Source organism: Oceanicoccus sp. KOV_DT_Chl, assembly GCF_900120175.1.
Taxonomy (GTDB): Bacteria; Pseudomonadota; Gammaproteobacteria; order Pseudomonadales; family Dasaniaceae; genus Oceanicoccus.
Genome location: NZ_FQLF01000007.1, coordinates 241,974 through 267,847, shown reverse-complemented (window position 1 = coordinate 267,847; position 25,874 = coordinate 241,974). Strand labels below are relative to the sequence as shown.

The following is a 25,874-nucleotide window of genomic DNA, read 5'->3' as shown; positions in this document are numbered from 1 at the left end:
TGTCTGTTGCTGAGGGTATAGCTGCCGATCTTGAGGATTAGTTTACATGTAAGGTAAATCGTTAGTATTGATCCATAGCCGGCCTACACCACCATGCCAGCCCCTCGTTAATATTAACCCTATTGCAGCTTGCTTGAGGTGAAACTCTATGTGATTATTCTGGGAAGTGTTACGGATTCAGTTTCTCAAGGATGGTAAGTGTGCCGTCTGATAATAATAGTAATAAAAAGCAAGAGGCCACAATGAGTCTGTTTAATAAAAAAACCGTCTTGGCATTGTCAGTTATATTATCGACTTTCAGCATCAATGCTTTGGGCTTAACTACGTTAGTCTTTAATGTGTCGGCCGAAGTTTCTAGGGCTAATTATACGGGTGGCCTGCAATGGACGGCTACGAATAACACAGCCTTTCAATTTACCGTGGTATATGATGAAAGTTTGTACTCTGTGTCAACCGAAGTTCCACCCGCTTATGTGAATTTTATTGACTCAGTTAATGAGGGTTCTGTAGTTATTAATTCAATGAGCGGTGCCAGTATTGATGCGGCTAATAACATCGGTCAGCAGCAAGGTGTTACGCCAACTCGAACGGGGGGTGTATATCTGGCTGATAGTAGTGCTTTTGGGTCGTCGCTAAATTCTCTAGGATTTAAATCAACATATAGGACCAATACCCAAAGCGATGTTTATATCTCAGAGGGTGAACAGATGTATCAGCAATATAACCTCGACAATGTAATGAGTCTCAACTTTGCCGCACCTTCTCTGCCAGTGTCTACTGATATTTCCACAGCAAATCATTTTTTAGCGCTATTACAGGCTCAGGAAAATATTGATGGCGCGTTTACATTTCGTCATGAGGTTACTGAAACGCTTGATGAGTGTTCAATTATGTTGGGTTTTTGTTATGGAGATATCTATAATGAGCCTCTATTGGGTGGAGATGGAATTAGATATCAGGGTTCCGCCACTCTGGTCAGTGTTTCTCAAGTCCCAGTTCCTGCAGCTGTATGGTTATTCGGCTCAGCGTTAATTGGGCTGACTGGAATCAAGCGTAAAAAATAAACCTAGAAAGTTAGCGTTCAAGGCTTTTGTATTGAGGCCTTTTTTGTTTCTGCTAATATCGCAAAAAGGCACGAAACAGCCGGAGCCGACGGCTACTTAGGAGCATTACTTCCTATAGTGTTAGGATCTAAGCGGCTTTGGACCTTGGCAGATGATACAGAACAATTGTTAAGCATAAGGCACTGTTATAATGCTACTTGTATCTTTCAAGGGAAAACTGAAATAGACTACTATCAAACGATTTAAAGGGTTAAAGCGATGAAACCACATAGCAAGATATGGTTAACTGTACTGTGCGTATCCGCCATGTTGCTCGGTGGCTGCGTGCAGAATAAAAGTGTGCCCGGTTATGCTCGCTCCGGTGACATTGTTGTGTTGGGCTTGGGCGGTATTCACCGTAATGCCCAGTCAGCACCGATATTATCGGTTGACGATTTATTGATTACTATTACTGATGCAAATTCACAAACTTACAACTTGTCCGGTAGCACTATGTTTAAGGCTTATCCAGCCTATGACAGTGCGTTGAATGCTGCAGTGATTGATGGTTTATTAAACCCCATGGCTATTGAGTTATATGATGGTGCATGGAATGTCACGGTTCCTTTAACCTATGACGGTACTCATGATACGACGCCACTTCCGCTTGCTATTGGCGGTGCCACGATTAACATTAGTTCAGCAAAATTAACCGACACGAAGTTGCTGACAGAAGGCAGTTTAGCAGCGATACCGATTGAAATTGTTGCTGGCACGTCAGCCTATGATGTGGACTACAATCGGCAGTTTGGTATGTATCAGCAGTCATTTAATGTGTTTGATATTTCTCCAAATGACTTAACCGGTATTAGCTCAGTGGCGGGGGCTTATTTTGTCATCACCTATTCTGATGATTCGCTTTTCACTAACGGTTTACTGCCGACCGTTGTGCCCAGTAACCATAACCCTTATGTTCAATTAAGCTATAACGTGGTAGAGAATGGCGACGGTACAGGCCAAGTTCGCGTTGTACTCTTAAACCCTGCAGGTTTTAAGTCGTCGGCTAGCGCGACAAATAAATCTTCTAGGTTGGCAGATTTATCTGTGAGAATGCAGTATTTCCCTGCAGCGGCTACGAAAGAGCAGATTGAGAGTTCTGTTAGTGTGGATTTAGTCGAGAGCTATTACATTGATATGGATGGCAGCGTCATTTCAGGCTTAGAGCCTTCGATGATGCATTTAACCGACATTCAATAAAAACTGCAGGCCGTTAGTCAGTTATTAGCTTTGCAAGGCATCATTAATATAATTACAGGAAATTCATTCGCGGTTACACACTATATTTATGCTGTATAAGCAGGGCAGTGATGTTGCTCCGCCGATGTTGTTTCGCACAGAAGGTTTTTCGAGTCGGCGTGTACGTTAAAATCTTGAGCCTGTAGCAGGCGCAGCAAATGATTACCGAGCATTGGCAACAAGTGTTTGAGCAGCCTTACCTGTTAAGTATGGAGGACGGAATACACATCCCGACTAATATGGAGCGGGCACCGGTTTTTCCTTCGACTAAATAATCAATTGCTATGATTGGTTCTCATCTATTTCGATAGCCAGCTCTTTGAGTTTACATAGTATCTTTTTTACCGTGCGAAAGGATTTAGAAGCACTCTCAGATCGACCAACTCTTCTTATAGATTACGTAGACTAAGTTAACCATTTCAATGTAAGGCGGTGTATTTACATGGCCTTATTTACTCTATTCCTCTACAGAAATATGGATTCACTCATTATTTGGTTTCAGAGTAAAGGTTGATGATCAAATCTCCAGTTTTTTAAGACGCTAACTTCTGCTCTTGGCACGGAACTGCCGAAGAGAAATGTCGTGAAAGCGTTAGACACATTAACGTTTTTGAATTGAGAGTGGTCATTTAGTTTACATGTAGGTGAAATAGATGTTTCGGCAGAAGTTACCCCTAGTGAAAATTTTTACTGGATTATTGGGGTTAGCTTCCTTTGGTTGATAGATCCATAGGGAAATTTATTTTGTGTAGTTTTTATAAACACTTTTTTGCGGAATCGTTATTGATTTATTGCTTTAGGGCGGGATAATAGTTAGTACAAAAATTAAACATTACATTAATAATAAGATTCTCCCAGAAATAGGGATATGCATCATGTTAAAAAATATTTTAGTTTTATCCGGTTTACTATTTTCATATGCCAGTCACGCAGCGACAGTCTACAATTTGTCTACCAATTTAATTAGCACCGATACTTATGATTATGCTGCATCGGCAGGTGTAACATCACTGGCAAGCGATGGGCCAATATCAGGCCAGCTAATTATCAACGAAAACACATATAGTCTAAATTTAAACGTTGAAAACAGAAAGTTTTATAATCCATCTTTGGAGCCTGGCTTCGATAGTCAGGAATACAACTCGTTTAATTTTACCTATTCCGGTAATTTCGGTACATCTGAATCCTATGTGAATGTCTTATATGATGAGGACTATGAAGGCAATAATTTTTATCTTGAAGAGTCGGTAACCACCAAGGGGGTAATTTTAACAAACCTCTTTGCAGAGTCTTTTACTCAATTCTACGTACCTACAGGTTACTGGGAGCTAAACACTACCACTAGTATTAATTTTGATTATGATATTATTATCGAGTCATCATCCATTACCACTGAATGCAACAACGGTTACTGCACTTCAGGAGATGAAGAGGTTAGCAATATTTTTAATCCTAATATTTCAAGCCAATATCTTACGGTTAGTTATGATTATGGTCTCGGAATACCAGGTCCCGGTGAGATTATTGATACATATTCAGTGAGTTTTACAGAGGTTACTACCGTACCTGTTCCAGCGGCTGCCTGGATGTTTGTCTCAGCGTTAGTTGGCTTGGTTGGTGTTAAACGCAAATAGATATCGATTTAAGATGGTTAATAAGGGCTCCCATGGGTTGTGAGTTTAATCAGTGATTGCAACGCCATTCAATTCGAACGAGAATATTTATTTTCAAAGAGAGCCAATATTGTCGCTTGGGTTTAACTAGCAGCTTGTTAATTAGTCATTAATCAACAAGCTGCTCAGCGTAGTGGTTATTTTTTTCTGAGTAATGACAGACTTAATAATGCTGTGCTAAATAAATATGCAGCGGCGGGTAAAGGGACTTCTGTCGTTGGTGGTGTCATCACCCAGTTTGGGTTTTCACTGAAAGCGATATTTAGCGATAGCTGAGTAATAGATAAATTCCCGACTGTCGCAGTGAAATCAAAATCTAAAATGCCATCATTGGCTAGCAATAACGCATGGCTGATATCGAAGTATTGCGAGCCTTGCGCACCCGCGCTCATGTAATGACGATCCAGATAGTGTTCTTCAAGCAGGCCGCTCGTGCCTATAGGGAATGTACTGGACTCCAGTGTGGTCACTGTTTCAGGTTCGCCATAATACCCCCAAAATTGAGTGACTGCGGACTCCCCGGCAAAGTTAATATCGGCAGCTTGATTATTAGTCCCGGTTTGATCGGAATAATTCTCAGAACGCGCATATTCCACCACATAGGCATAATCGGTGCCTTCATAATTCCCGGTTCGCGGACCGGCATTTACTACTCTTTCACTGTCGCTATAACTCAGTGTGTAGTCGTCATGATCAACGTCTATCAATTCTCTCGAATAAGATACCGAGAACGAGCCAGAGCTGACGAGGTATTGGCCGCTACTATAAGCGCTTACCTCACCAAGCATGGTGCTAAGGCTGTGGTTGATATCAAATGAGGTAGAGTAACTGCTGTTGTCACTGTCGGCAGAGACTGCGCGATCGAAATAAAATGACTGGTAAATTTCGACGGCGTTGGCGCTACTGACCAAAGTACCAAGCGCAAGCCCGGCGGTAGTTTTACACAAACCACGAATGGTGCTGTATAGAGTAGAAGATTCCTTCATTGCTGTTTCCTCGGTTCTTTTATTGTTAATTATTTGGCACACATTGCCTGAGCAAAGTCGTCGAGGGATGACGATTTTTTGTCAGAAATAAAGTGATAGCAAAAGCCATACCACATGAATTGATTGTGGATTGCTTTGAATAATGCGAGCGGAGTTGGTGCGATGAAAGCGAAAGGCAGTAGTGGTTTTAGCGCTAAATTGCCGGTTATTCCACTAGATGTAGTGGTGCCTGAATAGATGTGGTGGCGATGACAGCGGGAGCTTACTTGCCCAGGCAGCGCTGATAAGCTTGTACGGCGTTGGCTAAACCTATTTCAATAGCGTCAACAATCATCGCATGACCAATGGAGACTTCCAGTAATTGGGGGACAGTGGCGAATCTGGGCAGGTTGTGCAGATTCAAATCATGGCCCGCATTTAATCCTAAACCGCAATCGGCCGCGACCTCAGCAGCGTGATAAAACTGTTGAAACACGGTATCAAGGTCGGTGCCAGTGGCAAAGGCATCGGCATAGGGGCCGGTGTAGAGCTCAATGCGATCAGCGCCCACCGCTTTGGCCAGCTTGATTTGTTGTGGATCAGGGTCCATAAATAAACTGACCCGAATACCCAGGGCATGTAATTGTTCAATAAGGGGAGCTAACTGCTCGCCGCTTTGAGTGAGATCGAAGCCGTGATCAGAGGTAAGCTGCTCATTATTGTCCGGCACTAGCGTGCATTGCGCCGGTTTTATCTCTTTTACTAATTCAATAAAACCAGGGTAGTCGCTAACACCACGGCGGTTACTAGCCATGGCAGGCGCGAAAGGGTTGCCCTCAATATTAAATTCTACGTTGAGCATTTTCGCCAAATCAAAACAGTCATCAGCGCGAATATGGCGCTGGTCGGGGCGTGGGTGAACAGTAATGCCATCGGCGCCAGCATCAATACAGATTTGTGCATGTTCGGTGATACTGGGGTAGTCGGTATCCCGGGAGTTGCGAATCAAGGCGATTTTATTCAGATTGACACTGAGGTCGGTTGTTCCGGAAGTGCTCATCTAATTAGTGCTCGCAACAATTATTTTTTAACAGTGACACTTTGAATAATTACCGGCTCTACCGGCACATCCGAATACATGCCTATTTTTGCGGTAGGCGTTTTTTCTATCGCTTTGACCACATGCTGGCCATCAATAACCATACCAAAGACGGCATAGCCAGCATTTTGTCCACGAGCATCCAGTGATGAGTTCATTTTTGTATTAATAAAAAACTGCGAGCTAGCGCTGTCGGGATCATTGGTTCTTGCCATGGCGATAGTCCAGCGATCATTGTGCAAGCCGTTACCGGATTCATTAATGATTTCCGCTTTGGTTTCTTTCCTGTTCAAGTCTCTGGTAAAACCACCGCCCTGAATCATAAAGCGTTTGATGACACGGTGAAAAATGGTGTCGTTATAAAAACCTGATTGCGCGTAATCCAGAAAGTTAGCTACGGTGATAGGCGCTTGTTGAGGATACAGTTCCAGTGTGATATCACCTTTGCTAGTTTTCATAATAACAATAGGGTTATTGCTGCTGGATTCAGCAAAAACTGACGAAGAAAATAAAAAAATCGACAGCAGTAAAAATGATGAGAATGTTCTAATCATAATAATCTCTATGGTGTTAGTTGCGTGTTATGCCCAGTCAGTACGTTTTTTGGGAGAAAGTCTCGGTACAAGCAAGGCGATCATGACACCGATAAGTACTGCGAAGGCACCATTTAAAAACGCGTCACTATCTTGATTATCACTAAGTCTTTGGTTGTCGGTACGCAGCACTTCGATTTCATTTTTTAATAATTGATTGTCGTTTAACAAGCGTTGGTTATCACTATTTAGCTGAATAGCTTTTGCTGAAATTGCTTTGATCTCTTCCAGCTCCTGTTCTGTCTGGCTGTAATCTTCGTTGACTGAAGATAGTTGCTGTTCAGCTTGCTTGTGTTCGCTCCTAAGGTCTTTGAGTTTTTGATCAAGTGCTGTGTTTTGTTGTTGTAATTTTTCCAGTTTTTTATTGGCTACTTCCAATAAGTCGCGAGCAGCAGGATCCTTATTGAGGTATTGGGTTTGGATCCAGCCTTCCGTTCCTTTGCGAGTGCGAACCAGGCTGTACGTTTGATCTTCGCTGATTTCTAGTACGGTGACCGGGGTGCCGCTGAGCAAGCCTTTATGGACTATACGGTGTTGATTGCTTTGGCCACTGCGCAGCGGCACTAATAATTGATCGCGTATATAGCGAATGTCCTGCTGCTTATTGGAGTTATCTGTTTGGCTAAATAGTTCACCGCTGGCTAGTAATGTCACCAGCAATAGCATGATTTTTTTCACGAGCAAGTCCTGTCTATTAAAGTGGGCAAATAGTTAGCGTCAATTATAGTCGTAGTTTCAGATTTTGTTGGTGATTGTGTTGCTGTGTTTTTCCATCACACTTCATTAAATATGTCTTCGGCTTTGAGATGGGTTAATTTTTGAATGTGATGCAGTAAATAATAGAGTGCGCCCATTAATACAATTGTGCTGGGTAAGGCAATCACTGGAAAGCTCAATGCTGTCATTTTTCCCAGCTCTTCACTAAAGGCTACGGTACCGGGCTCGCTGACTAAGATCACTTTTGCCAGGATATAGTTCAATACCGATGACAGAAAAAATGAACCGGCGACCATCATTGAGGCATTGGCCAGTTTGTGTTCGAACTGCTCTTCATTATTATAATGTTGTAGTGCGGCTTTTACTTTCTGGATTTGAAGAATCTGATCGTTGTATAAGAACGTTTTCACTAGCGGGTAGCGCGTGCGGATGGAGATCAGTGTGGCGATGCCAAAGCAGGCTGGAATAGCCGCTTCCTTGATGGCGATATATTGTGGGTCGAGTTGCAGTAGGCTAATACCGCCTGTTAGCACGACGCTAAGGATACCCAGCGCTGAGAAGAAATTGAGTTTTCTGGTTTGCAAATAATCTTTTAAGCCATAAATGATCGGGAAACTGAGTGCTACCACAATGCTGTAAACCGGCCCTAAATAGTCCTCAGAGCTGAGCTTAGTGAGAATCAGGGTAGGAATAATGATATTGAACGCGAGATTGGCGAGCATGCTGCCGGGTTTTTGCGTTTGGTTATTCGCTTTTGTTGGTGGGGTGGGGCTGGCTTCTGTTACTGGTGTCACTTTGTTTTGGGGCTCACTCACTGCGGTTACTACTCCGGTTTTCCACTTTAGCGCGATATTCGCTGACGCTTAAAGACGATACATTGTGGCGCTATTTTGCGGCACTGGATTAATAAGAACAAGTGAATAAATAAGCAAAAGCTTTTGGCATTGCGGTGTATAATCGTCGACCGTAAATAACAGCTTAGCGAATAGGGCTGTTTAGTGTCTAATAGTGCTTTTTATAGCTGGTAAATTCTCTTTTGATTGTAGATTTTCATAGTCATAGCACCGCCTCAGATGGCAGCTTAACCGCGCTGGAGTTAGTGCAACGTGCCCGGCAACAAGGGGTTGAGCTACTGTCGATTACTGATCATGACACCCTCGCAGCCTATAGGGATTTAGCCGGCCAGTCTGCCCTCCATGCAGAGGAAGGCATGCATATAGTCACGGGTACTGAGCTGTCGTGTACCTGGAGTCGGCGCACCATTCATGTTGTGGGTTTGAATATCGACCTCGACAACCCTGTATTATTGGCTGGCGTAAAGCAACTGCAGCAGGCTAGATTGGAGCGTGCCCATATTATTAGTGAGCGCTTGGCTAAGCTGGGGTTTGGCGGAGGCTATGAGTATGCTGCTGCGTTAGCCGGCGATAGCCAGATTGGACGGCCGCATTTTGCCAGATTCTTGTTGGAAAAAGGCCATGTAAGTTCAGAATCAGAGGCCTTTAAGCGCTATCTTGGTGCTGGCAAAACCGGCGACGTTAAACAAACCTGGCCGCTTATGGCGGAGGTCATCGGTTGGATAATAGCTGCTGGCGGTATTGCTGTATTAGCGCATCCACTGCATTACAAGATGACCGCCACCAAGTTGCGAGCGCTGGTAACAGATTTCAAGGCTGCTGGCGGACAGGCTCTTGAGGTGATTAGTGGCAAGCAGGCTGCGGATAGAACCCAGTATTTAGCTAAGCTGTGTGAGCAGTTTCAATTAGCGGGATCCATTGGCAGCGACTTTCATCGACCGGGCGCTGGCTGGGGCGAACTGGGTCAAATGGGACGTTTGCCAGCGCACTGCCAGCCGGTCTGGGCATTATTTAACCCAGCCCTGCCATCCACCATTTTTGCTAGTCCCAAGGTCGTCTTATGAGCCAATTTTTTCAAATTCACCCTGATAATCCCCAGCAGCGTTTAATCGCCCAAGCGGTGGATATCATTCAGCGGGGAGGGGTGGTGGTGTACCCCACAGATTCAGGGTATGCGCTGGGCTGTCAGGTCGGTAACAAGAAAGGCGTGGAGACGATCCGCCGCATACGCAAATTGGATGATAAACACAATTTCACCCTGATGTGCCGGGATTTATCCGAGCTGGGGACCTATGCCCGAGTGGATAATACTGCCTATCGATTGATTAAAAATCATACGCCGGGAGCCTATACTTTCATTCTCAAGGCTACCAGTGAGGTGCCCAAGCGATTGATGCATCCCAAGCGCCGTACCATTGGCTTGCGAGTGCCTGATAACAATATTGCGCTGGCGCTATTGGCGGGGCTTAATGAACCCATTATGAGCGCGACTATGATCCTGCCCGGTGATGATTACGTGCTGATCGACCCCTACGATATCCGTCAAACACTGGAGCGGGACCTCGATTTAGTGATAGATGGCGGCTATTGCGGTATGGATCCCACCTCGATTATTGACCTCTCTGAAGACACGCCGGTGATCATCCGTCGCGGCTTGGGGGATGTCAGTCTATTCGAGGTGGAATGAAGCCGGTTTTGTCGCCGCAATAGCAAACTAATCGTGCTCTGCCTCTGTGCTCACTGGAATGTTATCGGTATAATGCGCCGAAAGTTCAGCTGAGCAATCCCAGCCGGACAATCCGTGTAACAAACACCAATTTCTACCCAGTGAGATAATAATAATTCCGTGGAAGACGAGTTAGTTTTGGCATCAGATCAAGTCACAGAGTTGCAGGCACAGCCGGAGGTTGAGTCAGAGCCAATGGTGGCTGCTGCAGCCGTTACTGGCTCCGATGCCACCTCAGATGCTGTGCCGGCTAGCGCAGAGCAGACAGCGGCCATAGTTAAATCTCCCGGTTTGAGAGAGTTGCGCAACAGCAGCTCGGGGCAGGGCGAAATGCCTTTCGCCGTCGTTCAGGGTCAGGCCCTGACCCAGATTCCACAAGATTTATATATCCCTCCCGATGCGCTTGAGGTTTTCCTCGAGGCTTTTGAAGGCCCGCTGGATTTGTTGCTGTATCTGATCAAGCGTCAGAATATCGATATTTTAGAAATCAACGTCGCCAATATTACGCATCAATATATGCAGTACGTGAGCATGATGGATGCCGTGCAGTTTGAATTGGCTGCAGAGTACTTGCTGATGGCGGCGATGCTGGCAGAAATAAAATCACGGATGTTACTACCGCGCTCGTCAGATGCTGAAGATGACGAGGAAGATCCGCGGGCACAATTGATTCGTCGCTTACAGGAATACGAGCGCTTCAAAAAAGCGGCAGAGGATATTGACGAATTACCACGATTGGGTCGGGAAGTGTTTGAAGCCAGCGCCGCGCCGCCGGATATTAAAAAAGACCGTCCTGATCCAGTAGTAGAGATGAAAGAGTTGTTATTGGCGTTGAGCGATGTGTTACGCCGCGCGGATATGTTTGAAAGCCATCATGTCCATAAGGAAAAACTCTCCACCCGTGAGCGCATGTCGCAAGTATTGACGATGCTGTCCAGTAATCAGTTCACTCCCTTTGTCTCATTATTTACGGTTGAAGAAGGCCGTTTGGGCGTGGTGGTTACCTTCTTAGCGGTTATGGAATTAATTAAAGAATCACTGGTAGAAATTGTTCAGAGCGAACCTTTCGGCCCCATCCACGTAAAAGCCAGATCATCATGAGTATCGATAACGAATTATTAGCACAAATCCTTGAAGGCGCGTTAATGGCCTCGGCTAAACCGCTGACTGTTGCGCAACTGGGTGACTTGTTTGAGGAAGAAGAGCGGCCCAAAAACGATGTCATCGTCGCCGCGCTGGAAGATATAGCGCAGGCTTGTGAGGCACGCGGCTTTGAATTGAAGCAAGTCTCGAGTGGCTATCGTTTTCAAGTGATCCAAACCGTATCGCATTGGGTCGGTCGTTTGTGGGAAGAAAAGCCGCAAAAATATTCGCGCGCGCTATTGGAAACGCTGGCGTTGATCGCTTATCGGCAACCTATTACCCGTGGTGATATCGAAGATATTCGTGGCGTTGCTGTGAGCTCCAACATTATTAAAACGCTGCTGGAACGCGAGTGGGTGCGAGTGGTCGGGCATAAAGATGTACCCGGCCGTCCTGCAATGTATGCAACTACCCGGCGTTTCCTTGATTATTTCAATCTTAAAAACCTTGAAGATTTACCGACTCTGGCAGAAATTCGTGACCTGGATAGCATGAATGAAGAGCTGGCGCTGGAAGGCGCAGATACTCCGGATCCCAAATTACTGGAGCTTGAAGCTGACATGGCTGAGGCGGGCGTTGTTAAGGTGCCGCATGACGATGATATCGTTGCTGAAGACGCCGACCCTGCTGAAGAATTAACGGATGATCTGAGCGGCGATACTGAAGCCGAGCCAGTAAGCTCACTAGAAGCAGAAGCAGAAGCAGAAGCAGAAGCAGAAGCAGAAGCAGAAGCAGAAGCAGAAGCAGAAGCAGAAGCAGAAGCAGAAGCAGAAGCAGAAGCAGAAGCAGAAGCAGAAGACAGCTTGCGCTAGTTTTTATGCTTTAGACTAAATAAACACCCGCGGTTATAGCGCTTGCGCTGTCGCTGTTGATCCGGTGTATGATCCACTCACTATTTCCATTTCACTGAAAGATAATTCCTATGACTGAACAATCTCCCGCTGGCGATAAACTGCAAAAATTGTTGGCTCAAGCTGGCATGGGCTCGCGCCGTGAAATGGAAAAAGTGATCGCTGAAGGCCGCGTTAAAGTTAATGGTGTGGTAGCCAGGCTGGGTGATCGCGCCACTGATCGCGACAAAATTTCGATGGACGGAAAGTTTGTCACCATTGCTGAACAGGATGTTGCCGGTCGAGTATTAATTTATAACAAGCCAGAAGCCGAAATTTGTTCGCGTAGTGATCCTGAAGGTCGTCGCACTGTGTTTGAGAGCTTGCCAAAAGTAAAAACTGGTCGTTGGATTGCCGTAGGCCGATTGGATTTTAATACTACAGGGCTGATGCTGTTTACCACCGATGGCGCTTTGGCTAACGCTTTAATGCACCCGTCATCAGCCATTGACCGTGAGTATTTATGTCGGGTGTTGGGCCAAGTGGATGACGCTCTTATCAAGCGTTTGACTGATGGGGTACTGCTTGAAGATGGCGTGGCAAAATTTACTGATGTCGTTGATGGTGGCGGTGAAGGTGCTAACCACTGGTACTATGTGGCGCTAATGGAAGGTCGCAACCGGGAAGTACGGCGTTTATGGGAGTCACAAGAGATCCAGGTTAGTCGCTTGAAGCGGGTGCGGTTTGGCAAAATTTTTCTACCGGCCAGGCTTCGACAAGGTCAGTGGGATGAAATGCCCTTTAAAGAAGTCCAGGAACTCTACGCAATGGTCGGGATGACTGCTGAAAAACCAGCAAAGGTGCAACCGAAAGAGCGTGAAAACATTGAACGCCAGCAGCGCAAGAATCGGGGCATTAAGCGCCGCCAAAAATAATCCACAACTCGGCACTTGCCCGTAGCGGCACAATGACCAATCGATTAGAATCCGAACGTTTTATAAATCTCTTTAACTTTCTGTTAGGACTAGAAAATGCCCAAAGCCAGTGAAATCAAAAAAAATGCTGCTATCGACTATAACGGTAAGGCTTATATCGTAAAAGATATCGAGCGCTCAGTTCCGCAGGGGCGCGCCGGTGGTAGTCTCTACCGTATGCGTATGTATGATGTGGTTAGCGGCCATAAAATTGATGAGACGTTTAAAGACTCGGACATGTTGAACATGGCAGATTTAGTCCGCAAGCCAGTCATGTTTTCCTACATCGATGGCGATCAATACGTGTTTATGGATACCGAGGATTACACGCCCTATAACTTAAACCAGGAGTCAATTGCTGACGAAATCCTGTTTATTAATGAGACAACGGAAGGGGTGTTAGTGGTGTTGCTTGATGAGGTGCCGGTGGCGCTTGATCTACCGACCAGTGTTGAGCTGGAAATCACTGAAACGGATCCATCGATCAAAGGCGGCTCGGCAACCTCCAGAACCAAGCCTGCTAAATTGTCGACGGGTTTGACGGTCCAGGTTCCTGAACATATATCTACCGGTGACAGAATCAAAGTGAATGTCGAAGAGCGTAAGTTTATGGGGCGGGCAGAAGCCAAGTAAGCCGTTTGCCATAGTTATCAGTCTTGTCGCCTTCTGCGTCTGTGGGGGGCAAGTCTTAATGGATATTTCTCATGGGTTTTTCCAGAGGCCCTTCTGTTTCAGGTATGTCAGGGCATTAAGTCCGGAAAAAGCCCCCTCCAGCCAGCATCATGTAAATAATAATTCAATAATTGTCTTTAATCGTTTAAGTTTGAGCTTGAGTAAATAAAGCGGACATGCTGTTAGTTGAATGAAGTAGTTTATTGATTTTTTATGAAAGCTTTATTCATTGGCGACAAGGCTATACTCTACAGTGGCGACATATACAACAGTTGAAAAAAATTCAAAAGGAGAGAAGTTGTGATTACCTATTTATATTGGTTTTTGGTCATTGCCATCGCGATGGGCTTATTGGTTGTGTTTGGCCGTAATGATAAGTGGAAGTTTGGAATGGTTGGGGCCACAGGCGCGTTACTGGTTGGTTTGGTGGCTTACTACTTTCATTTTGAGCAGGTGTTTGTGAAGCACTACGGCGGCTTAATGTCGATTACTGTGCCTGAAGGTCAATATCATATTACTGCCACTTGGAAAGAAGATAATTTATGGGTGGAAAACTATGACCCAAAGACCAATGTTTGTCATTTCAATGAATACTCCAAGGGCAATCTATTGCAGGGCAAGGTAACAATAAAAAATTGTCGCCCGATTGGCCTGTTTGGCCAGCAAGCGGTGAAAATGAACCCGGTAACGAAACCAGAATAATAGGGAGTTATTGATATGACTCAACCGCTGTCGCTACCCGCTGACAAAAAATTAGTCGTTACCTACCGGGTTGAACCTGGCTGTCTTGGCCCGGATGGTAAAAACAAAATTGTAGATTTTTGTAGCTTTGCGCAACAGCAGTTTCAGTCGCTGGACGCTGATTATATCGTTTGGAATATTGTGCCAAGAGACGATAAATCCTTACCGGAAATGCAATTTGATGTTGTAGGTAAGCGAATGAATCATGCCCAGGCTGATAAGTATTTGTCGCTGGTAGGGAAAAACCTGGATGAATTCGAAACCCATTTAGGTGAAAAGTTAGCTGAGCTTATCAATCAGTATATGGGGCAATAAATGGTTGCCATTCACAATGGCTAAATAAACCGTTGCCCGTCCCGGGCGTTCACCTTTCTAGCGGTACTTTAAAGTAAGTCATTATTAATAAAGCTTCACACTTCGTTATTCGCACATTTTCCTTGTTAGTATGTCCATTCATAATAATATCTGCCGTCTATTTATTGGAGGTGTTCATGCCTGTTCAGCATACCTTTTGTCGGATCTGTGAGGCCGCCTGTGGATTGGCGGTGGAATTTGATAATGAGGGCAGCTTGGTTACCGTTAGCCCGAATGAATCACATGTGGCTAGTAAGGGCTATGCGTGTTTAAAAGGATTGAAGGCTCAGGATTTCAGAGATTCACCTGACCGCATCACCGAACCGATGAAACGAGTGGATGGGAAATTAGTGGCGATCAGCTGGGAGCAAGCCCTAAGCGAAATTGGCACTCAATTAAAACAACTCAAGGCCAGCGAAGGCGGCGATGCGATCGGGATGTATATGGGTAACCCGATCAGTATGAGTTTTTTACCGCCGGTATTGTCCCATGCTTTTATAAAGTCCTTCGATTCTCACAAGCTCTATCATACCGGTTCGCAGGATTGTAATAATAAATTTGTAGTAGCTGAACGCATGTATGGTTCTGCGCAAATTCAGCCTTTTCCTGATGTGGATAACAGCCAGTTTATTATCGCTATTGGCTCCAACCCCGTTATTTCAAAAATGTCTTTTATTAGTTTGCCGCATTCGAGCAAACGATTTAAGGCTTTGGTAGCGCGTGGTGGCAGAGTTGTCTGGTTAAATCCGCGCAAGACAGAAACGGCGAAACAAGTAGGGGAGCACTTTTTTATTCGCCCGGATACAGATGTGTTTTTCATGCTGGGGTTTTTGCACGAATTGATTGTGCAGCAGGGTGTTGATGAAGGTAGAGTTGAAAGCCAAATGCTTGGCTGGATAACCATTAAACAAGCAGTAAAAGATTGGTCTCCCGAGCGGGTTGAACAAGTGACCCATATAGCGGCCAACACCTTGCGAGAGTGGGTTACACAATATATTGCTGCTGATGGGGCCTCAATTTATAGTTCTACCGGTGTTAATCAGGGCAGTCATGGCAGCTTGGCATTTTGGTTACAAGAAGTGATCAATGCGGTCAGTGGTAATCTGGATAAGCGCGGTGGTACTTTAGTGGGAACGGGTATTTTTGATGTCAGTAAATTTAACCGCTTTGACCCAGCGAAGCCGTTACAAAAATTTAGGCTCGGTGATATCCCTTTGGTAATGGATACTGTGCCGGCGGGGTGTTAGCGGATGATATTCTGACCGCTGGTGAAGGGCAATTAAAAGCCCTATTGGTAACGGCGGGTAATCCATTGCTCACCTGTGCCAATACCGCAAGGTTAACTAAGGCGTTCAAGCAATTGGAATTATTGGTCGCGATTGATGTGCAAGAAAGTGAAACCGCTTTATATGCAGATTATCTGTTACCCGGGAGCCACTGGTTAGAACGAGCAGATATTCCATTTACATTTAATAGCTTAATGGGTACAACTCCGATACCTTATCATCAATATACCGACCCAATATTACCGTTAAAAGGAAATGCCAAAGAAGAAACATGGATTTATCTTGAACTGTGCCGTTATGCGGGTGTGGCAATGGGCGGATCGCGGATATTGCAGGGCTTGTTTGCATTGGGGCGCGCATTTAAAAAATTACCGCTAGTGGGTGATAAATTACCTGGTCACACGGTGTTTATACTAGGGTTGATTAATCGTTTCTCGGGTTTTGGTAGCTTAGCTAAGCTGCGACGTGGCGTTAATGGTGTGGCACGACCTGCTATCGAGGCGGGGAGTTTTATTGGCCATCGTGTTGCCACTCCAGATGGAAAAATACAGCTGGCGCCTACGGATTTTTGCCAACAGTTGGGTGATTTGGAAATGGATTTTGACAAAGAAATAAGTATTGCTGGTAAATTAAAATTAATTAGTAAGCGAGAGCGTTATAGTCACAACAGTTGGACGCACAATCATCCAACTTTTGTTAAAGGTAAAAATAATAGAAATCATCTGAATATGAGTGTGCACGATGCTAATTTACGTGGCTTGCAGGATGGTCAGTTAGTCGAAGTGTTTAATGAACAGGGTACTATTCAAGTGGCTCTGGAGGTAACCGACGATATGATGCCGGGTTCGCTATCGCTGTGTCACGGCTGGGGGCATCAGCAGGTGGATGCGCTAAAGGTGGCAAGTAAAACACAAGGCGTTAATGTGAATGTGCTGGCGCGTGATGGTTTAGTCAGTATGGAGCCTATTTCAGGGATGTCACAATTGAACGGTATTGTGGTGGACGTAAAAAGTGTCACCCATTAAATTCATTGCGAGTTTACACCAATATATTTATTGAGCGGAAAAGGGGGCGGTGTTTACCGCCCCTTTTTTATGTGGCAAAAAATTATTAATGTACTTTTAATCTCGGCCGTAAAAAGCGGTTAATGTTATCCGTTAGGGTTAGTAGTATGACCCGTAGCCAGCCATGGATAGCGAACTGGTGCATACGGTATAGCGATACATAGGTGAGCCTGGCAATACGTCCTTTTACTTTCAAACTACCGCCGGTAAGTCCGCCCATCAGTGTACCGAAGGCGGTGTACCCGCTCAGTGAAACCAGTGATCCATAGTCGCGATAGCGATAGCTGATCAGTGGTTTGTCTGCGTAGAGTGCTAGCAGGTTGGTGGCGGCGGTGCTGGCCATTTGATGTGCTGATTGCGCACGTGGCGGTACCCAGCGCTGGCGCTCGCTACCATCGTCAAGGGTGTCGGTGGCAAGTAAGAAACCAGCGCAGTCGCCTATGGCAAAGATATTTTTGTCGCCTTGTACTTGCAAAGTGGGTTCGACTAATAATTGTCCGGCACGGTTACAGCTCAGGCCATCAATTTGCTGTAAAAATTCAGGTGCTTTTACACCTGCTGCCCACACCATTAGGTCGGCATCAATACGCTGCTCATCATTGGTGATCAGCGCTCCTGTTTCAGCGCGCGCGACTTGGGTATTGAGTTTTATATCAACGCCGCGTTTATTGAGTTCGGTGAGTACTGATTCGGAAATTTCCGGTCGCAAGGCGGGCAGTAATCGTGGCCCGGCTTCAATTAATGAAATGGTGAGATGGTGGCTCTGTAATTTGTTTAAACCATAAGTGGCAAACCATTCACGGGCTTTTAACAATTCGGCAGAAAGCTCTACACCGGTCGCTCCGCCACCGACAATAGCGATATGCAGGCGTTGATCTTCGCCCTCGGCAAGTTTGCGGTTGAGTCGAATAAAACGGCTAACCAATTTGTCGTGAAAGCGAATAGCCTGTTCAGGTGCATCAAGAAATCGACAGTGTTCGGCAACACCAGGCGTAGCAAAATCATTACTGATACTGCCAATCGCCAACACCAGATAATCATAAGACTCTTCCCGGGCAGGTAATACTTCTTCGCTGGTGAGGTCGCTGTTATCGGTGACGGCGGCGAGCTGGATGCATTGCCGTTGACGGTCTACGCCTTGCAGCGTGCCTAATTTAAAACTGAAACCGTGTTGATAAGCATGAGCCCGATAACTGACAGCATCTACCGCCGCATCCAGAGAACCGGCAGCCACTTCATGTAACAGTGGCTTCCAGATATGGGTAGGCTTGCGGTCAATTAGCACAACCTCTGCTTTAGCCTTTTTACCGAGTTTTTTTCCGAGTTTGCTGGCTAATTCAAGGCCTCCAGCACCGCCTCCTACAATGACTATTTTCATGATACTTACTCGCTTAAAGAAATATGCCGATACTGTCGTGGTGACGGCATGGGCATATTACCTGCATCGAGTGGTCTGCAATGGGCGCAGTTTATAGCGGAATGAAAGTAACTGAAAGTCTGTGGGTAGATAACGGTTATTGATCGCAGTGATGTAATAAAATGTGCGGATTGTTTGAGCGGGATTGTTAAATCAATGGCTAATCCATTACTCTATTGGTCAGCTTTCGTCAGTGACCCTCTAATAATAGGATAGCGCATGCAGCATCGCACCATAGTTCTTCCCGAATACCTTAATGACCAAGGGTTTCTTTTTGGCGGAAACTTGCTCAAGTGGGTCGATGAATATGCCTATATTACTGCCAGTCTTGAATTTCCTGGCAATCGCTTGGTCACCGTGTCATTGGATCAGGTGAACTTTCAGCATCCGGTATTACCGGGTGAGATTCTTCGTTTTGATATCAGCTGTCTACGTCGGGGCAACACGTCACTGCAATACCACGTTGAGGTCATAGGCGAAAAGCTGGCCGGACACGATCAGCCGCTATTTGCGACTAATATCAGCTTTGTCAATGTGGGCGCAGACGGCAAGCCGCTCTCGCTTCAGGATTGAAGATTTATTTTTATTACCGCTTATACATTACCTGACAGTAATTCATTGCTGCTTATTAACAGGTTAATATTCTCCCGATGACATTAATTATCTTGTAGGTATTAAGACTATGGCGAATATGCGTATCAATCATATGGAGTTAACTTTTCCGGAAGGTTTTTTGACAGCAGAAAACAAAAAGGCAATTGGCGATTTTTATAAAGAGTTATTTGGTTGGGATACAATAGAAGTAGAAATAGTAGGGCAGAAAGCATTATTGTTAATGCTGGATGCTGAAGTGAGCCAATTTATTCTTTGTGCGGAAAGCCCCGACCCACTACATTCACCCGGTTACGATCATTTAGGTTTGTTGTTTGAAACTCGCGCCGAAGTAGATGCTTTACTTGCCAAGGCTAAAGCGTTGCAGGCTGAGAACCCGGATATTCAAATTAAAGAATATGATGATCTGGTAGTGGAGCCAACCACGGTGCGGGCGTTTTACGTTAAATGTTTATTACCTATTTGGTTTGATGTACAGTGCATTGAATACCAGCAAGGCACTGCTCCCGCCAAGCAATGGACGTACTCTTAATTGCACTTAGGTAAGATAGCCTGGATCGCTTATTAGGTTGATGCCGGTTGATATACTCATGGCCGGTAGCAGATAGGGGTGAAATTGGCTTATGCAAGCACCGAAAATTCCAACGACAGAATATCAGCGCTTAGCGACTTTGCGTTCGCTGAATATCCTTGATACTGATCATGAAGAGCGTTTTGATCGAATTACCCGGATGGCTAAAAGGCTATTTGACGTACCTATAGCGCTGGTCAGCTTGGTTGATGAGAATCGGCAATGGTTTAAATCCTGTGTAGGCCTGGATGCTTCAGAAACACCGCGAGACATATCTTTCTGTGGTCACGCCATTTTAGGCGATGACATTTTTTATATCCCTAATACACTGGAAGATGAGCGCTTCGCAGATAACCCTCTGGTGACCGGACCTCCTGATATTCGATTTTATGCCGGTTCACCACTTACAGCTCCTAATGGCGAAAAGCTGGGAACTCTTTGTATTATTGATACCCAGCCTAAGCAAATGTCAGACGAGGATTTATTAAGTCTAAAAGATTTGGCGTGTATGGTTGAGAGTGAGCTTGCTGCCATCTTGCTGGCGACTAAAGATGAACTTACCGGTATTGCTAATCGGCGCGGTTTTCTGAATTTGGCTATTCATGGATTAGAATTGTGTAATCGCCAGGGCTTGGCTGCAACGCTTGGATATTTTGATTTAGATAATTTTAAAGCTATTAATGATAAGTATGGGCATGCAGAGGGCGATCGCTTATTGCAAATGTTCGCCAATCAAATGTCAGAAAGTTTTAGAGATGCCGATATATATGCCCGACTCGGTGGTGATGAATTTGTGGTGCTGATTGTTAATTCCGACCTGGTTAAATCAAAGCAAATTATTAACCGGTTTACCGAGCGATTAAGCTCTATTACCACTGCCAGTATGCAAGACTATACCCTTGAATTTTCTTGCGGTCTGGTCGTCAGTGAAAGTATGGATTATTGGAATATTGAAGGTTTGATAGAAAAGGCGGATAAAGCTATGTATGAAGACAAAAAAAATCGTAAATCCGTCAGCTAATTAATTGTTGCAGCGTTTCGCTACAATCCGCTTCTACTTTTAAACTTAAAATATCATCAGCTCTGGTTTTCCCTTTATTGATAGCAGTAATAGGAATATTAAGCTCTGCGGCTGTAACGCAAAACCGGTAACTTGATCGAACCATCAGCGAAGATCCCACGATTAAAACACCATCTGCTGAGGCTAAGGCACTCAGGATTTTTTCTACCCGCTGTTTTGGCACACTACCACCAAAAAAAATCACGTCAGGCATCAGCGTATCATTACAGTGTAAGCACAGTGGGCACTGAATTTTTTCTATTGCCGTATCGGCGACTTCGGCATCGCCATCCGGTTTTATTTCGGCTTTTAGCTTACTGAGAAAAGGGTTGTTAGCAAGTAAGCGCTGCTGTATCTGTTCTCTTGATTCGGTGCTACCACAGCCTAAACAGATTGCTTGGTCCAGGCGGCCATGCAAATCCACAACGTTTTGGTGGCCGGCGTACTGATGTAAGCGGTCTACATTTTGAGTGACTAACAGTTTTATTTTACCGCGACGTTCAAGCTCCACCAGCGCATGATGGGCGGGATTAGGTCTGGCACTACTAATGGTTGGCCAGCCAATAGCGCTGCGCGACCAATAACGTTGGCGCTGTGCCAACTTGTCGATAAAGTCTTGATGCTGGATAGGTTGGCTATGTTGCCAGCTGCCATTATCATCTCGATAGGTAGGAATACCAGACTGGGCACTGATGCCCGCGCCAGTGATCACTAAAAGATTTTGTCGTTGATCAACAAAATCGATGAGTGATTGTAATTGTAATGGAGGAGGGCTAAGCATAGCTCTATCGCATACCTATTACGCTGTCATGGGCTGAATAATTTATAATTGGCTTACATAAACTGCGGCTAACTATTTTCTTGCGGTAACTGGGTTGTATTGTCATCCACTGTGTTAAATAGTTTTGCTCGGATATCCTGATTGATGGCAAAAATACACGGTAGCATCAGCAGTGATACCACGGTGCCAAACATTACACCCCACACCATCGCCATGACCATTGGTGTTACCAATGGGTCTTCACCCCCCAAACCATAAGCAGCAGGCACCAGTCCAACCAGGGTAGTTAATGAAGTGATAACGATAGGCCTGAAGCGAGTAACGGCTCGACGCACAATAGCCTCATCATCAATTTTTCGTTTGCCCGTGTTGAGCGTGTGTACCATCACCACAGAGTTATTCAGCAACACGCCAACCAGACCTAACACCCCAACTATGGCGAGAAAGCTTAACGGCAAACCCTGTATAGCAAACGCCATAAATACGCCGACCATGCCAAAAGGCAGAACAGCAAGCACGATTAATGGCTGGCTGTAAGAATTAAATAACGCGACCAATACCATAAAGCTGAGCAATAAGCAGGTAACAAAGGCAATGGTGATATCACCCATGGATTGCTGTTGTTGCTCGATTTCACCGCCCTGAAAAAAACTCACGCTAGGAATGGTATGTGTGCGTTGATAGTCGCGCACATACTCACTGAGTCGGTTATTGATGGTGGAAACATCAGTAAGCTGGCGATCGATTTCTGCGTAGACAGTAACGGTGCGGCGACCAGCATAGTGTTTAATATCAGCATCACCTGGTCGCATAACAAACTCTGCAACACTACGCAGAGCTACAGGTTCACCCCGTTGATTGATGATAAAGAGATCCATCAATTCACTCATGCTAGGTTCGTCTTCATGCTGCATATTGAGCCGGTAGTACATCCGTTCAACGGCGGTTTGTTGCTCGCCAATGATTAAACCATCCATGGCGACTTTAATGGCGTCTGACACCTGTTTGACGTTTAGCCCATAGGCCGCCAGTTTGCCGTAATCAAATTGCAGATCGAGCGCACTCTTGCCCATGGTGCGGCTATCCCATGCTCTCAGTACGCCTGGTTGATTTTTCAGAAATCTTTCATGTCTTCAGCCACCTTAAAGCGCTGGCTGTCTTCAGACATGATTTCTAATTCTGCCGCTTCTCCCAATACCGGTGCACCGGAGGCTGCTGCTGCATAAATTAACGAAAACTGGGTTTGTTTGGCCGCGATATCTTTAACTTTTTGCAGGGCCTTTTTATGTGAGGTAGTCATGTCGTCACGATGACTGAACTGCACGGTAGTCATTGCCCAAGCCTGATTTAAGCCGTCAGAAGACCCAAACATATCGGTGTCATGGTGGCCAACAACGGTACTGATATTTTTGATATCGCCAGGGTCCAGGTCATCACGGATGGCCTGCTGTAAGAGTTTTACCTGTGCAACATTAGCGTCAAACGGGGTGCCGGTGGGTAGTTCGGTTTGAATCAGCACAGTATCCATTGCGGTTTCAGGATGGAGCTCGATGCGCAGGAAGGCGAGACTAATCACCATCAGAAACAAAAACACAGCGACAGTATGCTAAGCGAACGCACCCGGTGTTCAAGCATGGCGCGTAACAAACGTTCGTAATATTGGCTGCTTCGTATGATCCACTGGGTGTTTTTGATTTTCATTTTGGATCGGGCAAGGTGATTGGGCAAAATAAATTTACTTTGAAACAGCGACGCGCCCAGCATTAACACCACGACCAAGGGGAATACGGCCACGTACTGTCCCTCGGCTCCGCCAATAAAAAATAATGGAATAAAAGCCAACACCGTGGTGAACGCCGATACAATGACCGGGGCGCCAACTGCGACCGTACCTTTGATAGCGGCTTCGCGGGGTGTTTCACCCAGCTCCCGGAAGCGCTGAATACATTCCGCCGTTACGATGGCGTCATCCACCAGCATGCCCAGCATTAATACCATCGCTAAAAGGGTGAGCGTATTAATCGTGGTAGGCGTAAAAGTTAAAAAATAAAAGCAAGCGAGTACTGAAAAGGGCAGGCCGAGGCTTACCCACATCGCCAGATTGCGGCCAAAGAACAAGGTCAGAATAACAAAAACAGAAATCAGGCCAAGCATGGCATTGGAGGTTAAAGTATCTAACATATCCAGTGTGACGCGGCTGCTTTCCCGTGAAATATCGATAGTGACACTGGCCGGCGCGACGTGTTGCTCCTTTTCAATAAAGGCGCGAACTAAATTGGTAGTTTTAATCAAATCAGCGTCAGGTTTTTTCTTGACCTTTAGGGTTATGACCAGCATCTCATTACTGACTACTTGGGTACGCCAGGCTTCATAGCTCGGTAATACTTTGGCGACATCTCGCACCAGTACTTCATTTCCAGGCCCGCGGCTGCGAATAACAACTTCACCAACATCTAAAGGGTCTTCCAATAGACCCACGGCCAATACTTTTTTCTCTGCACTGACTGACATTACCGCGCCGCCGCTGTCGCGCACATTGCGGTTAGCGAGTGCTTGTCGCACTTCATCGAGGGACAGACCAAGTTGTAATTGCTTGTTCGGGTTGATTTGCAAATGGACTTCGGGTTTTCGGTAGCCGACGATGTCGACACCAGCAATACCCGGTAAGGTACGCAGCTTTTTCTCTAGAATACGCGCCATATTACGCAGCATGTCTTCCGAAACTTTGCCGCTGACATTGACGTCGACAATAGCGTTATTGCTATTAGTCAATTCTTCAATGACCGGTTTTTCCAGTAAATCCTGTGGTAGTCGTGTTTGTGCGCGGTCGACCGCTTGTTGAATTTCATTCAGCGCTTTATTTTTATCTTTAAGGTTTTGATCCATGTGCAAGGTGATGAGCGACATATTCTCGATGCTGCGGGAGTATACTTTTTTAACGCCTTTAACTTTTAACAGTTCTTCCTCAAGCACAATGGTAACCGCTAGTTCAATTTCTTCTGGCCCTGCGCCCGGTTTATTGGTGGTGATTTTTACTACGCCCATTTCCACCACGGGAACAAGTTCGAATCGGGCGGATTCGAAACTGATAATGCCGAGGATACTGACAACCACCATTACCAGGTTGACGAGTTTGGAGTGATCAATACAAAAGCGAATCATAGATTCCATAATGTCACTCCACCTCTGAACCGTCGGTTAATAAATTGACATGTTCGGTGGCAATCATCTGGCCAAACTTTAGCCCCTTGTTTACAAACAGTTGGTCGTTGAAACCGAGCCGCACGTCAACGCGCTGTCGAATCGCTTTGCCATCTTCAATGCGATAAACCACATGGTGGTCGTTGTAGGCGGCCAGCGCTTGCTCCGGGATTACAATTTGTTCTTCAACTGGTAACGTAGTCAATACGATATCGCCAGTCATTCCCGGGCGCAGACGGCCAGTATCATTTTCGAGTAGTACTTTGATTTCGAAATTACCTGTCTGTGAATCTGCCTTGGCGGAAATGGAATAAATTGAAGATTCAAAGGTGCCGGCGACAGTGCTAACTTTGGCGCGCAATCCCACCTGTAAATACGGCATTACCGACTCACTCACAAAACACACAAAGCGCATGCTGTTATCGGCTTCCAGTTTTAATAACGGTTCCATCGGTGAGGTGACCACACCGACCTCAACCAGCTTTTCACTAACCACAGCATTAATGGGGCTGATAACGTTGCTGCTAGTTAGATCTTTTTCGATCAGTTTGAGAGTGGCTTGCAACTGGCTCACATTGGCCTGTGCCGATTGAAACGTGTAGGCGGCGTTGTCCAGTTGCTGTTGCGAAACTGATTGCTGTTTGGCCAGTACCGTAAGTCGTTCGAAATTTGACGTTTCATTGGTCAGTTGGGATTGGGCTTGAGCCAGGTTTTGCAACGTTTGCTCACGTTGCAAGGCTAGCTTGCTGGTGTCGAAACTTAAAAGTGCTTGTCCTTTTTTAACCCGTTGGCCTTCATCCACTAATATTTTGGTAACCGGAGCGGAGAACTCCACATTGACGGTGACTGATCCTGCCGATTCCAGCACGCCTAACGAGTGAATTTGGCCAACTACGGCTCGTGGCGTGATAGTGATCGGTGCGACACTAATGCGCCGGTCTATGGCTTCGCTATCCAGAGGCGCTTGATCGCTACAGGCGATGACCAATAAAGCGGTGCTTAGAGTGAGATAAAGCGTTTTTAACATATTGGATTCCTGAGGGGGAATATCGCTACTGGGTCGAAGTGTTGAGCTGCGGTGTTGATAGGCATAACTATAGCACTTATCACGATGGAAATAAGTGGTGCCTGCAAGGGGAGGGGGGTAGGTACTTATCCCTATATAATGGAGTTTTCGAAGCTGTTGTAGGTTGAAAAGGAGA

At 45.6% G+C, this 25,874-nt stretch carries 27 protein-coding genes; 16 read left to right on the top strand and 11 right to left on the bottom strand.

Annotation, left to right across the window (positions count from 1 at the left end):
- Positions 1–242 precede the first annotated feature (242 nt).
- From UNITIG_RS22470 to UNITIG_RS22460, 3 genes are all read left to right on the top strand, one after another.
- Positions 243–1,064: a VPLPA-CTERM sorting domain-containing protein gene (locus UNITIG_RS22470; protein ID WP_145999266.1), complete on the top strand. Its 822-nt coding sequence runs from the start codon at positions 243–245 to the stop codon at positions 1,062–1,064.
- A gap of 258 nt (positions 1,065–1,322) precedes the next feature.
- Complete coding sequence (locus UNITIG_RS22465; RefSeq protein ID WP_145999265.1) at positions 1,323–2,300, top strand: hypothetical protein; 978 nt, start codon at positions 1,323–1,325, stop codon at positions 2,298–2,300.
- A gap of 914 nt (positions 2,301–3,214) precedes the next feature.
- The gene (locus UNITIG_RS22460; RefSeq protein ID WP_101760557.1) at positions 3,215–3,973 is read left to right on the top strand and encodes a VPLPA-CTERM sorting domain-containing protein; all 759 of its coding nucleotides are present in this window, start codon (positions 3,215–3,217) and stop codon (positions 3,971–3,973) included.
- A gap of 176 nt (positions 3,974–4,149) precedes the next feature.
- Here the strand turns inward: UNITIG_RS22460 and UNITIG_RS22455 are convergent, their stop codons facing one another.
- From UNITIG_RS22455 to UNITIG_RS22435, 5 genes are all read right to left on the bottom strand, one after another.
- Complete coding sequence (locus UNITIG_RS22455) at positions 4,150–4,998, bottom strand: hypothetical protein (protein ID WP_101760556.1); 849 nt, start codon at positions 4,996–4,998, stop codon at positions 4,150–4,152.
- 262 nt (positions 4,999–5,260) lie between these two features.
- Positions 5,261–6,037, bottom strand: a complete 777-nt coding sequence (locus UNITIG_RS22450; RefSeq protein WP_101760555.1) for a pyridoxine 5'-phosphate synthase — start codon at positions 6,035–6,037, stop codon at positions 5,261–5,263.
- 20 nt (positions 6,038–6,057) lie between these two features.
- Positions 6,058–6,630 carry a peptidylprolyl isomerase gene (locus UNITIG_RS22445; protein WP_101760554.1) on the bottom strand — a complete coding sequence of 191 codons (573 nt, stop codon included), beginning with the start codon at positions 6,628–6,630 and terminating at the stop codon, positions 6,058–6,060.
- Between the two features lie 27 nt (positions 6,631–6,657).
- A complete protein-coding gene (locus UNITIG_RS22440; protein WP_235015581.1) occupies positions 6,658–7,347 on the bottom strand; it encodes a TIGR04211 family SH3 domain-containing protein in 690 nt (229 codons plus the stop codon).
- A 95-nt stretch (positions 7,348–7,442) separates the two neighbouring features.
- Complete coding sequence (locus UNITIG_RS22435; RefSeq protein ID WP_101760621.1) at positions 7,443–8,108, bottom strand: VC0807 family protein; 666 nt, start codon at positions 8,106–8,108, stop codon at positions 7,443–7,445.
- Positions 8,109–8,422: 314 nt separating this feature from the next.
- Between UNITIG_RS22435 and UNITIG_RS22430 the strand changes: the two genes are divergently transcribed.
- The 10 genes from UNITIG_RS22430 to UNITIG_RS22385 all read left to right on the top strand — a co-directional run bounded on the left by UNITIG_RS22430 (position 8,423) and on the right by UNITIG_RS22385 (position 16,991).
- Positions 8,423–9,304, top strand: coding sequence for a PHP domain-containing protein (locus tag UNITIG_RS22430; RefSeq protein ID WP_101760553.1), 882 nt, complete (start codon positions 8,423–8,425; stop codon positions 9,302–9,304).
- Positions 9,301–9,927 (top strand): L-threonylcarbamoyladenylate synthase, encoded by a 627-nt coding sequence (locus tag UNITIG_RS22425; protein ID WP_101760552.1) that lies wholly within the window; start codon positions 9,301–9,303, stop codon positions 9,925–9,927. The genes UNITIG_RS22430 and UNITIG_RS22425 overlap by 4 nt, the downstream gene beginning before the upstream one ends.
- Before the next feature lie 177 nt (positions 9,928–10,104).
- Positions 10,105–11,067, top strand: a complete 963-nt coding sequence (locus UNITIG_RS22420; RefSeq protein WP_235015580.1) for a ScpA family protein — start codon at positions 10,105–10,107, stop codon at positions 11,065–11,067.
- Complete coding sequence (gene scpB / locus UNITIG_RS22415; protein WP_101760551.1) at positions 11,064–11,921, top strand: SMC-Scp complex subunit ScpB; 858 nt, start codon at positions 11,064–11,066, stop codon at positions 11,919–11,921. Before UNITIG_RS22420 ends, scpB begins: the two co-directional genes overlap by 4 nt.
- Before the next feature lie 110 nt (positions 11,922–12,031).
- A complete protein-coding gene (rluB, locus tag UNITIG_RS22410) occupies positions 12,032–12,874 on the top strand; it encodes a 23S rRNA pseudouridine(2605) synthase RluB (protein ID WP_101760550.1) in 843 nt (280 codons plus the stop codon).
- A gap of 96 nt (positions 12,875–12,970) precedes the next feature.
- On the top strand, positions 12,971–13,546 hold the full coding sequence (gene yeiP, locus UNITIG_RS22405) for an elongation factor P-like protein YeiP (protein WP_101760549.1): 576 nt from the start codon (positions 12,971–12,973) through the stop codon (positions 13,544–13,546).
- Positions 13,547–13,885: 339 nt separating this feature from the next.
- A complete protein-coding gene (locus UNITIG_RS22400) occupies positions 13,886–14,287 on the top strand; it encodes a hypothetical protein (protein ID WP_101760548.1) in 402 nt (133 codons plus the stop codon).
- 15 nt (positions 14,288–14,302) lie between these two features.
- Entirely contained in the window at positions 14,303–14,641 is a 339-nt protein-coding gene (locus UNITIG_RS22395; RefSeq protein WP_101760547.1) for a hypothetical protein, read from the top strand.
- Positions 14,642–14,817: 176 nt separating this feature from the next.
- Entirely contained in the window at positions 14,818–15,927 is a 1,110-nt protein-coding gene (locus UNITIG_RS22390; RefSeq protein WP_101760546.1) for a molybdopterin-dependent oxidoreductase, read from the top strand.
- Complete coding sequence (locus UNITIG_RS22385; RefSeq protein WP_101760545.1) at positions 15,921–16,991, top strand: molybdopterin dinucleotide binding domain-containing protein; 1,071 nt, start codon at positions 15,921–15,923, stop codon at positions 16,989–16,991. Before UNITIG_RS22390 ends, UNITIG_RS22385 begins: the two co-directional genes overlap by 7 nt.
- 85 nt (positions 16,992–17,076) lie before the next feature.
- Here UNITIG_RS22385 and UNITIG_RS22380 read toward each other — a convergent pair whose 3' ends face one another.
- Positions 17,077–18,408, bottom strand: coding sequence for an NAD(P)/FAD-dependent oxidoreductase (locus tag UNITIG_RS22380; protein WP_101760544.1), 1,332 nt, complete (start codon positions 18,406–18,408; stop codon positions 17,077–17,079).
- A gap of 258 nt (positions 18,409–18,666) precedes the next feature.
- On the opposite strand from UNITIG_RS22380, the gene UNITIG_RS22375 reads away from it, so the two are divergent.
- The 3 genes from UNITIG_RS22375 to UNITIG_RS22365 all read left to right on the top strand — a co-directional run bounded on the left by UNITIG_RS22375 (position 18,667) and on the right by UNITIG_RS22365 (position 20,651).
- Entirely contained in the window at positions 18,667–19,020 is a 354-nt protein-coding gene (locus UNITIG_RS22375; protein ID WP_101760543.1) for an acyl-CoA thioesterase, read from the top strand.
- A gap of 109 nt (positions 19,021–19,129) precedes the next feature.
- The gene (locus UNITIG_RS22370; protein ID WP_101760542.1) at positions 19,130–19,591 is read left to right on the top strand and encodes a VOC family protein; all 462 of its coding nucleotides are present in this window, start codon (positions 19,130–19,132) and stop codon (positions 19,589–19,591) included.
- A 91-nt stretch (positions 19,592–19,682) separates the two neighbouring features.
- Entirely contained in the window at positions 19,683–20,651 is a 969-nt protein-coding gene (locus UNITIG_RS22365) for a sensor domain-containing diguanylate cyclase (RefSeq protein ID WP_101760541.1), read from the top strand.
- Here the strand turns inward: UNITIG_RS22365 and UNITIG_RS22360 are convergent.
- From UNITIG_RS22360 to UNITIG_RS22340, 5 genes are all read right to left on the bottom strand, one after another.
- Positions 20,644–21,471: an NAD-dependent protein deacetylase gene (locus tag UNITIG_RS22360; protein WP_101760540.1), complete on the bottom strand. Its 828-nt coding sequence runs from the start codon at positions 21,469–21,471 to the stop codon at positions 20,644–20,646. The genes UNITIG_RS22365 and UNITIG_RS22360 overlap by 8 nt on opposite strands.
- Before the next feature lie 68 nt (positions 21,472–21,539).
- Entirely contained in the window at positions 21,540–22,544 is a 1,005-nt protein-coding gene (locus UNITIG_RS22355) for an efflux RND transporter permease subunit (RefSeq protein ID WP_235015579.1), read from the bottom strand.
- Between the two features lie 41 nt (positions 22,545–22,585).
- Entirely contained in the window at positions 22,586–23,065 is a 480-nt protein-coding gene (locus UNITIG_RS22350) for a hypothetical protein (RefSeq protein WP_101760538.1), read from the bottom strand.
- Positions 23,050–24,642, bottom strand: coding sequence for an efflux RND transporter permease subunit (locus UNITIG_RS22345; protein ID WP_101760537.1), 1,593 nt, complete (start codon positions 24,640–24,642; stop codon positions 23,050–23,052). The genes UNITIG_RS22350 and UNITIG_RS22345 overlap by 16 nt, the downstream gene beginning before the upstream one ends.
- Positions 24,643–24,646: 4 nt before the next feature.
- Entirely contained in the window at positions 24,647–25,699 is a 1,053-nt protein-coding gene (locus UNITIG_RS22340) for an efflux RND transporter periplasmic adaptor subunit (RefSeq protein WP_101760536.1), read from the bottom strand.
- Between the last annotated feature and the right edge of the window lie 175 nt (positions 25,700–25,874).

What these genes read in the sequence shown, in the direction of transcription:
- UNITIG_RS22470 (WP_145999266.1), top strand. Translation starts at nt 243, where the DNA reads ATGAGTCTGTTTAATAAAAAAACCGTCTTGGCATTGTCAGTTATATTA.
- UNITIG_RS22465 (WP_145999265.1), top strand. Translation starts at nt 1,323, where the DNA reads ATGAAACCACATAGCAAGATATGGTTAACTGTACTGTGCGTATCCGCC.
- UNITIG_RS22460 (WP_101760557.1), top strand. Translation starts at nt 3,215, where the DNA reads ATGTTAAAAAATATTTTAGTTTTATCCGGTTTACTATTTTCATATGCC.
- UNITIG_RS22455 (WP_101760556.1), bottom strand. Translation starts at nt 4,998, where the DNA reads ATGAAGGAATCTTCTACTCTATACAGCACCATTCGTGGTTTGTGTAAA.
- UNITIG_RS22450 (WP_101760555.1), bottom strand. Translation starts at nt 6,037, where the DNA reads ATGAGCACTTCCGGAACAACCGACCTCAGTGTCAATCTGAATAAAATC.
- UNITIG_RS22445 (WP_101760554.1), bottom strand. Translation starts at nt 6,630, where the DNA reads ATGATTAGAACATTCTCATCATTTTTACTGCTGTCGATTTTTTTATTT.
- UNITIG_RS22435 (WP_101760621.1), bottom strand. Translation starts at nt 8,108, where the DNA reads ATGCTCGCCAATCTCGCGTTCAATATCATTATTCCTACCCTGATTCTC.
- UNITIG_RS22425 (WP_101760552.1), top strand. Translation starts at nt 9,301, where the DNA reads ATGAGCCAATTTTTTCAAATTCACCCTGATAATCCCCAGCAGCGTTTA.
- scpB (WP_101760551.1), top strand. Translation starts at nt 11,064, where the DNA reads ATGAGTATCGATAACGAATTATTAGCACAAATCCTTGAAGGCGCGTTA.
- rluB (WP_101760550.1), top strand. Translation starts at nt 12,032, where the DNA reads ATGACTGAACAATCTCCCGCTGGCGATAAACTGCAAAAATTGTTGGCT.
- yeiP (WP_101760549.1), top strand. Translation starts at nt 12,971, where the DNA reads ATGCCCAAAGCCAGTGAAATCAAAAAAAATGCTGCTATCGACTATAAC.
- UNITIG_RS22395 (WP_101760547.1), top strand. Translation starts at nt 14,303, where the DNA reads ATGACTCAACCGCTGTCGCTACCCGCTGACAAAAAATTAGTCGTTACC.
- UNITIG_RS22390 (WP_101760546.1), top strand. Translation starts at nt 14,818, where the DNA reads ATGCCTGTTCAGCATACCTTTTGTCGGATCTGTGAGGCCGCCTGTGGA.
- UNITIG_RS22380 (WP_101760544.1), bottom strand. Translation starts at nt 18,408, where the DNA reads ATGAAAATAGTCATTGTAGGAGGCGGTGCTGGAGGCCTTGAATTAGCC.
- UNITIG_RS22375 (WP_101760543.1), top strand. Translation starts at nt 18,667, where the DNA reads ATGCAGCATCGCACCATAGTTCTTCCCGAATACCTTAATGACCAAGGG.
- UNITIG_RS22370 (WP_101760542.1), top strand. Translation starts at nt 19,130, where the DNA reads ATGGCGAATATGCGTATCAATCATATGGAGTTAACTTTTCCGGAAGGT.
- UNITIG_RS22365 (WP_101760541.1), top strand. Translation starts at nt 19,683, where the DNA reads ATGCAAGCACCGAAAATTCCAACGACAGAATATCAGCGCTTAGCGACT.
- UNITIG_RS22360 (WP_101760540.1), bottom strand. Translation starts at nt 21,471, where the DNA reads ATGCTTAGCCCTCCTCCATTACAATTACAATCACTCATCGATTTTGTT.
- UNITIG_RS22355 (WP_235015579.1), bottom strand. Translation starts at nt 22,544, where the DNA reads ATGGGCAAGAGTGCGCTCGATCTGCAATTTGATTACGGCAAACTGGCG.
- UNITIG_RS22345 (WP_101760537.1), bottom strand. Translation starts at nt 24,642, where the DNA reads ATGGAATCTATGATTCGCTTTTGTATTGATCACTCCAAACTCGTCAAC.
- UNITIG_RS22340 (WP_101760536.1), bottom strand. Translation starts at nt 25,699, where the DNA reads ATGTTAAAAACGCTTTATCTCACTCTAAGCACCGCTTTATTGGTCATC.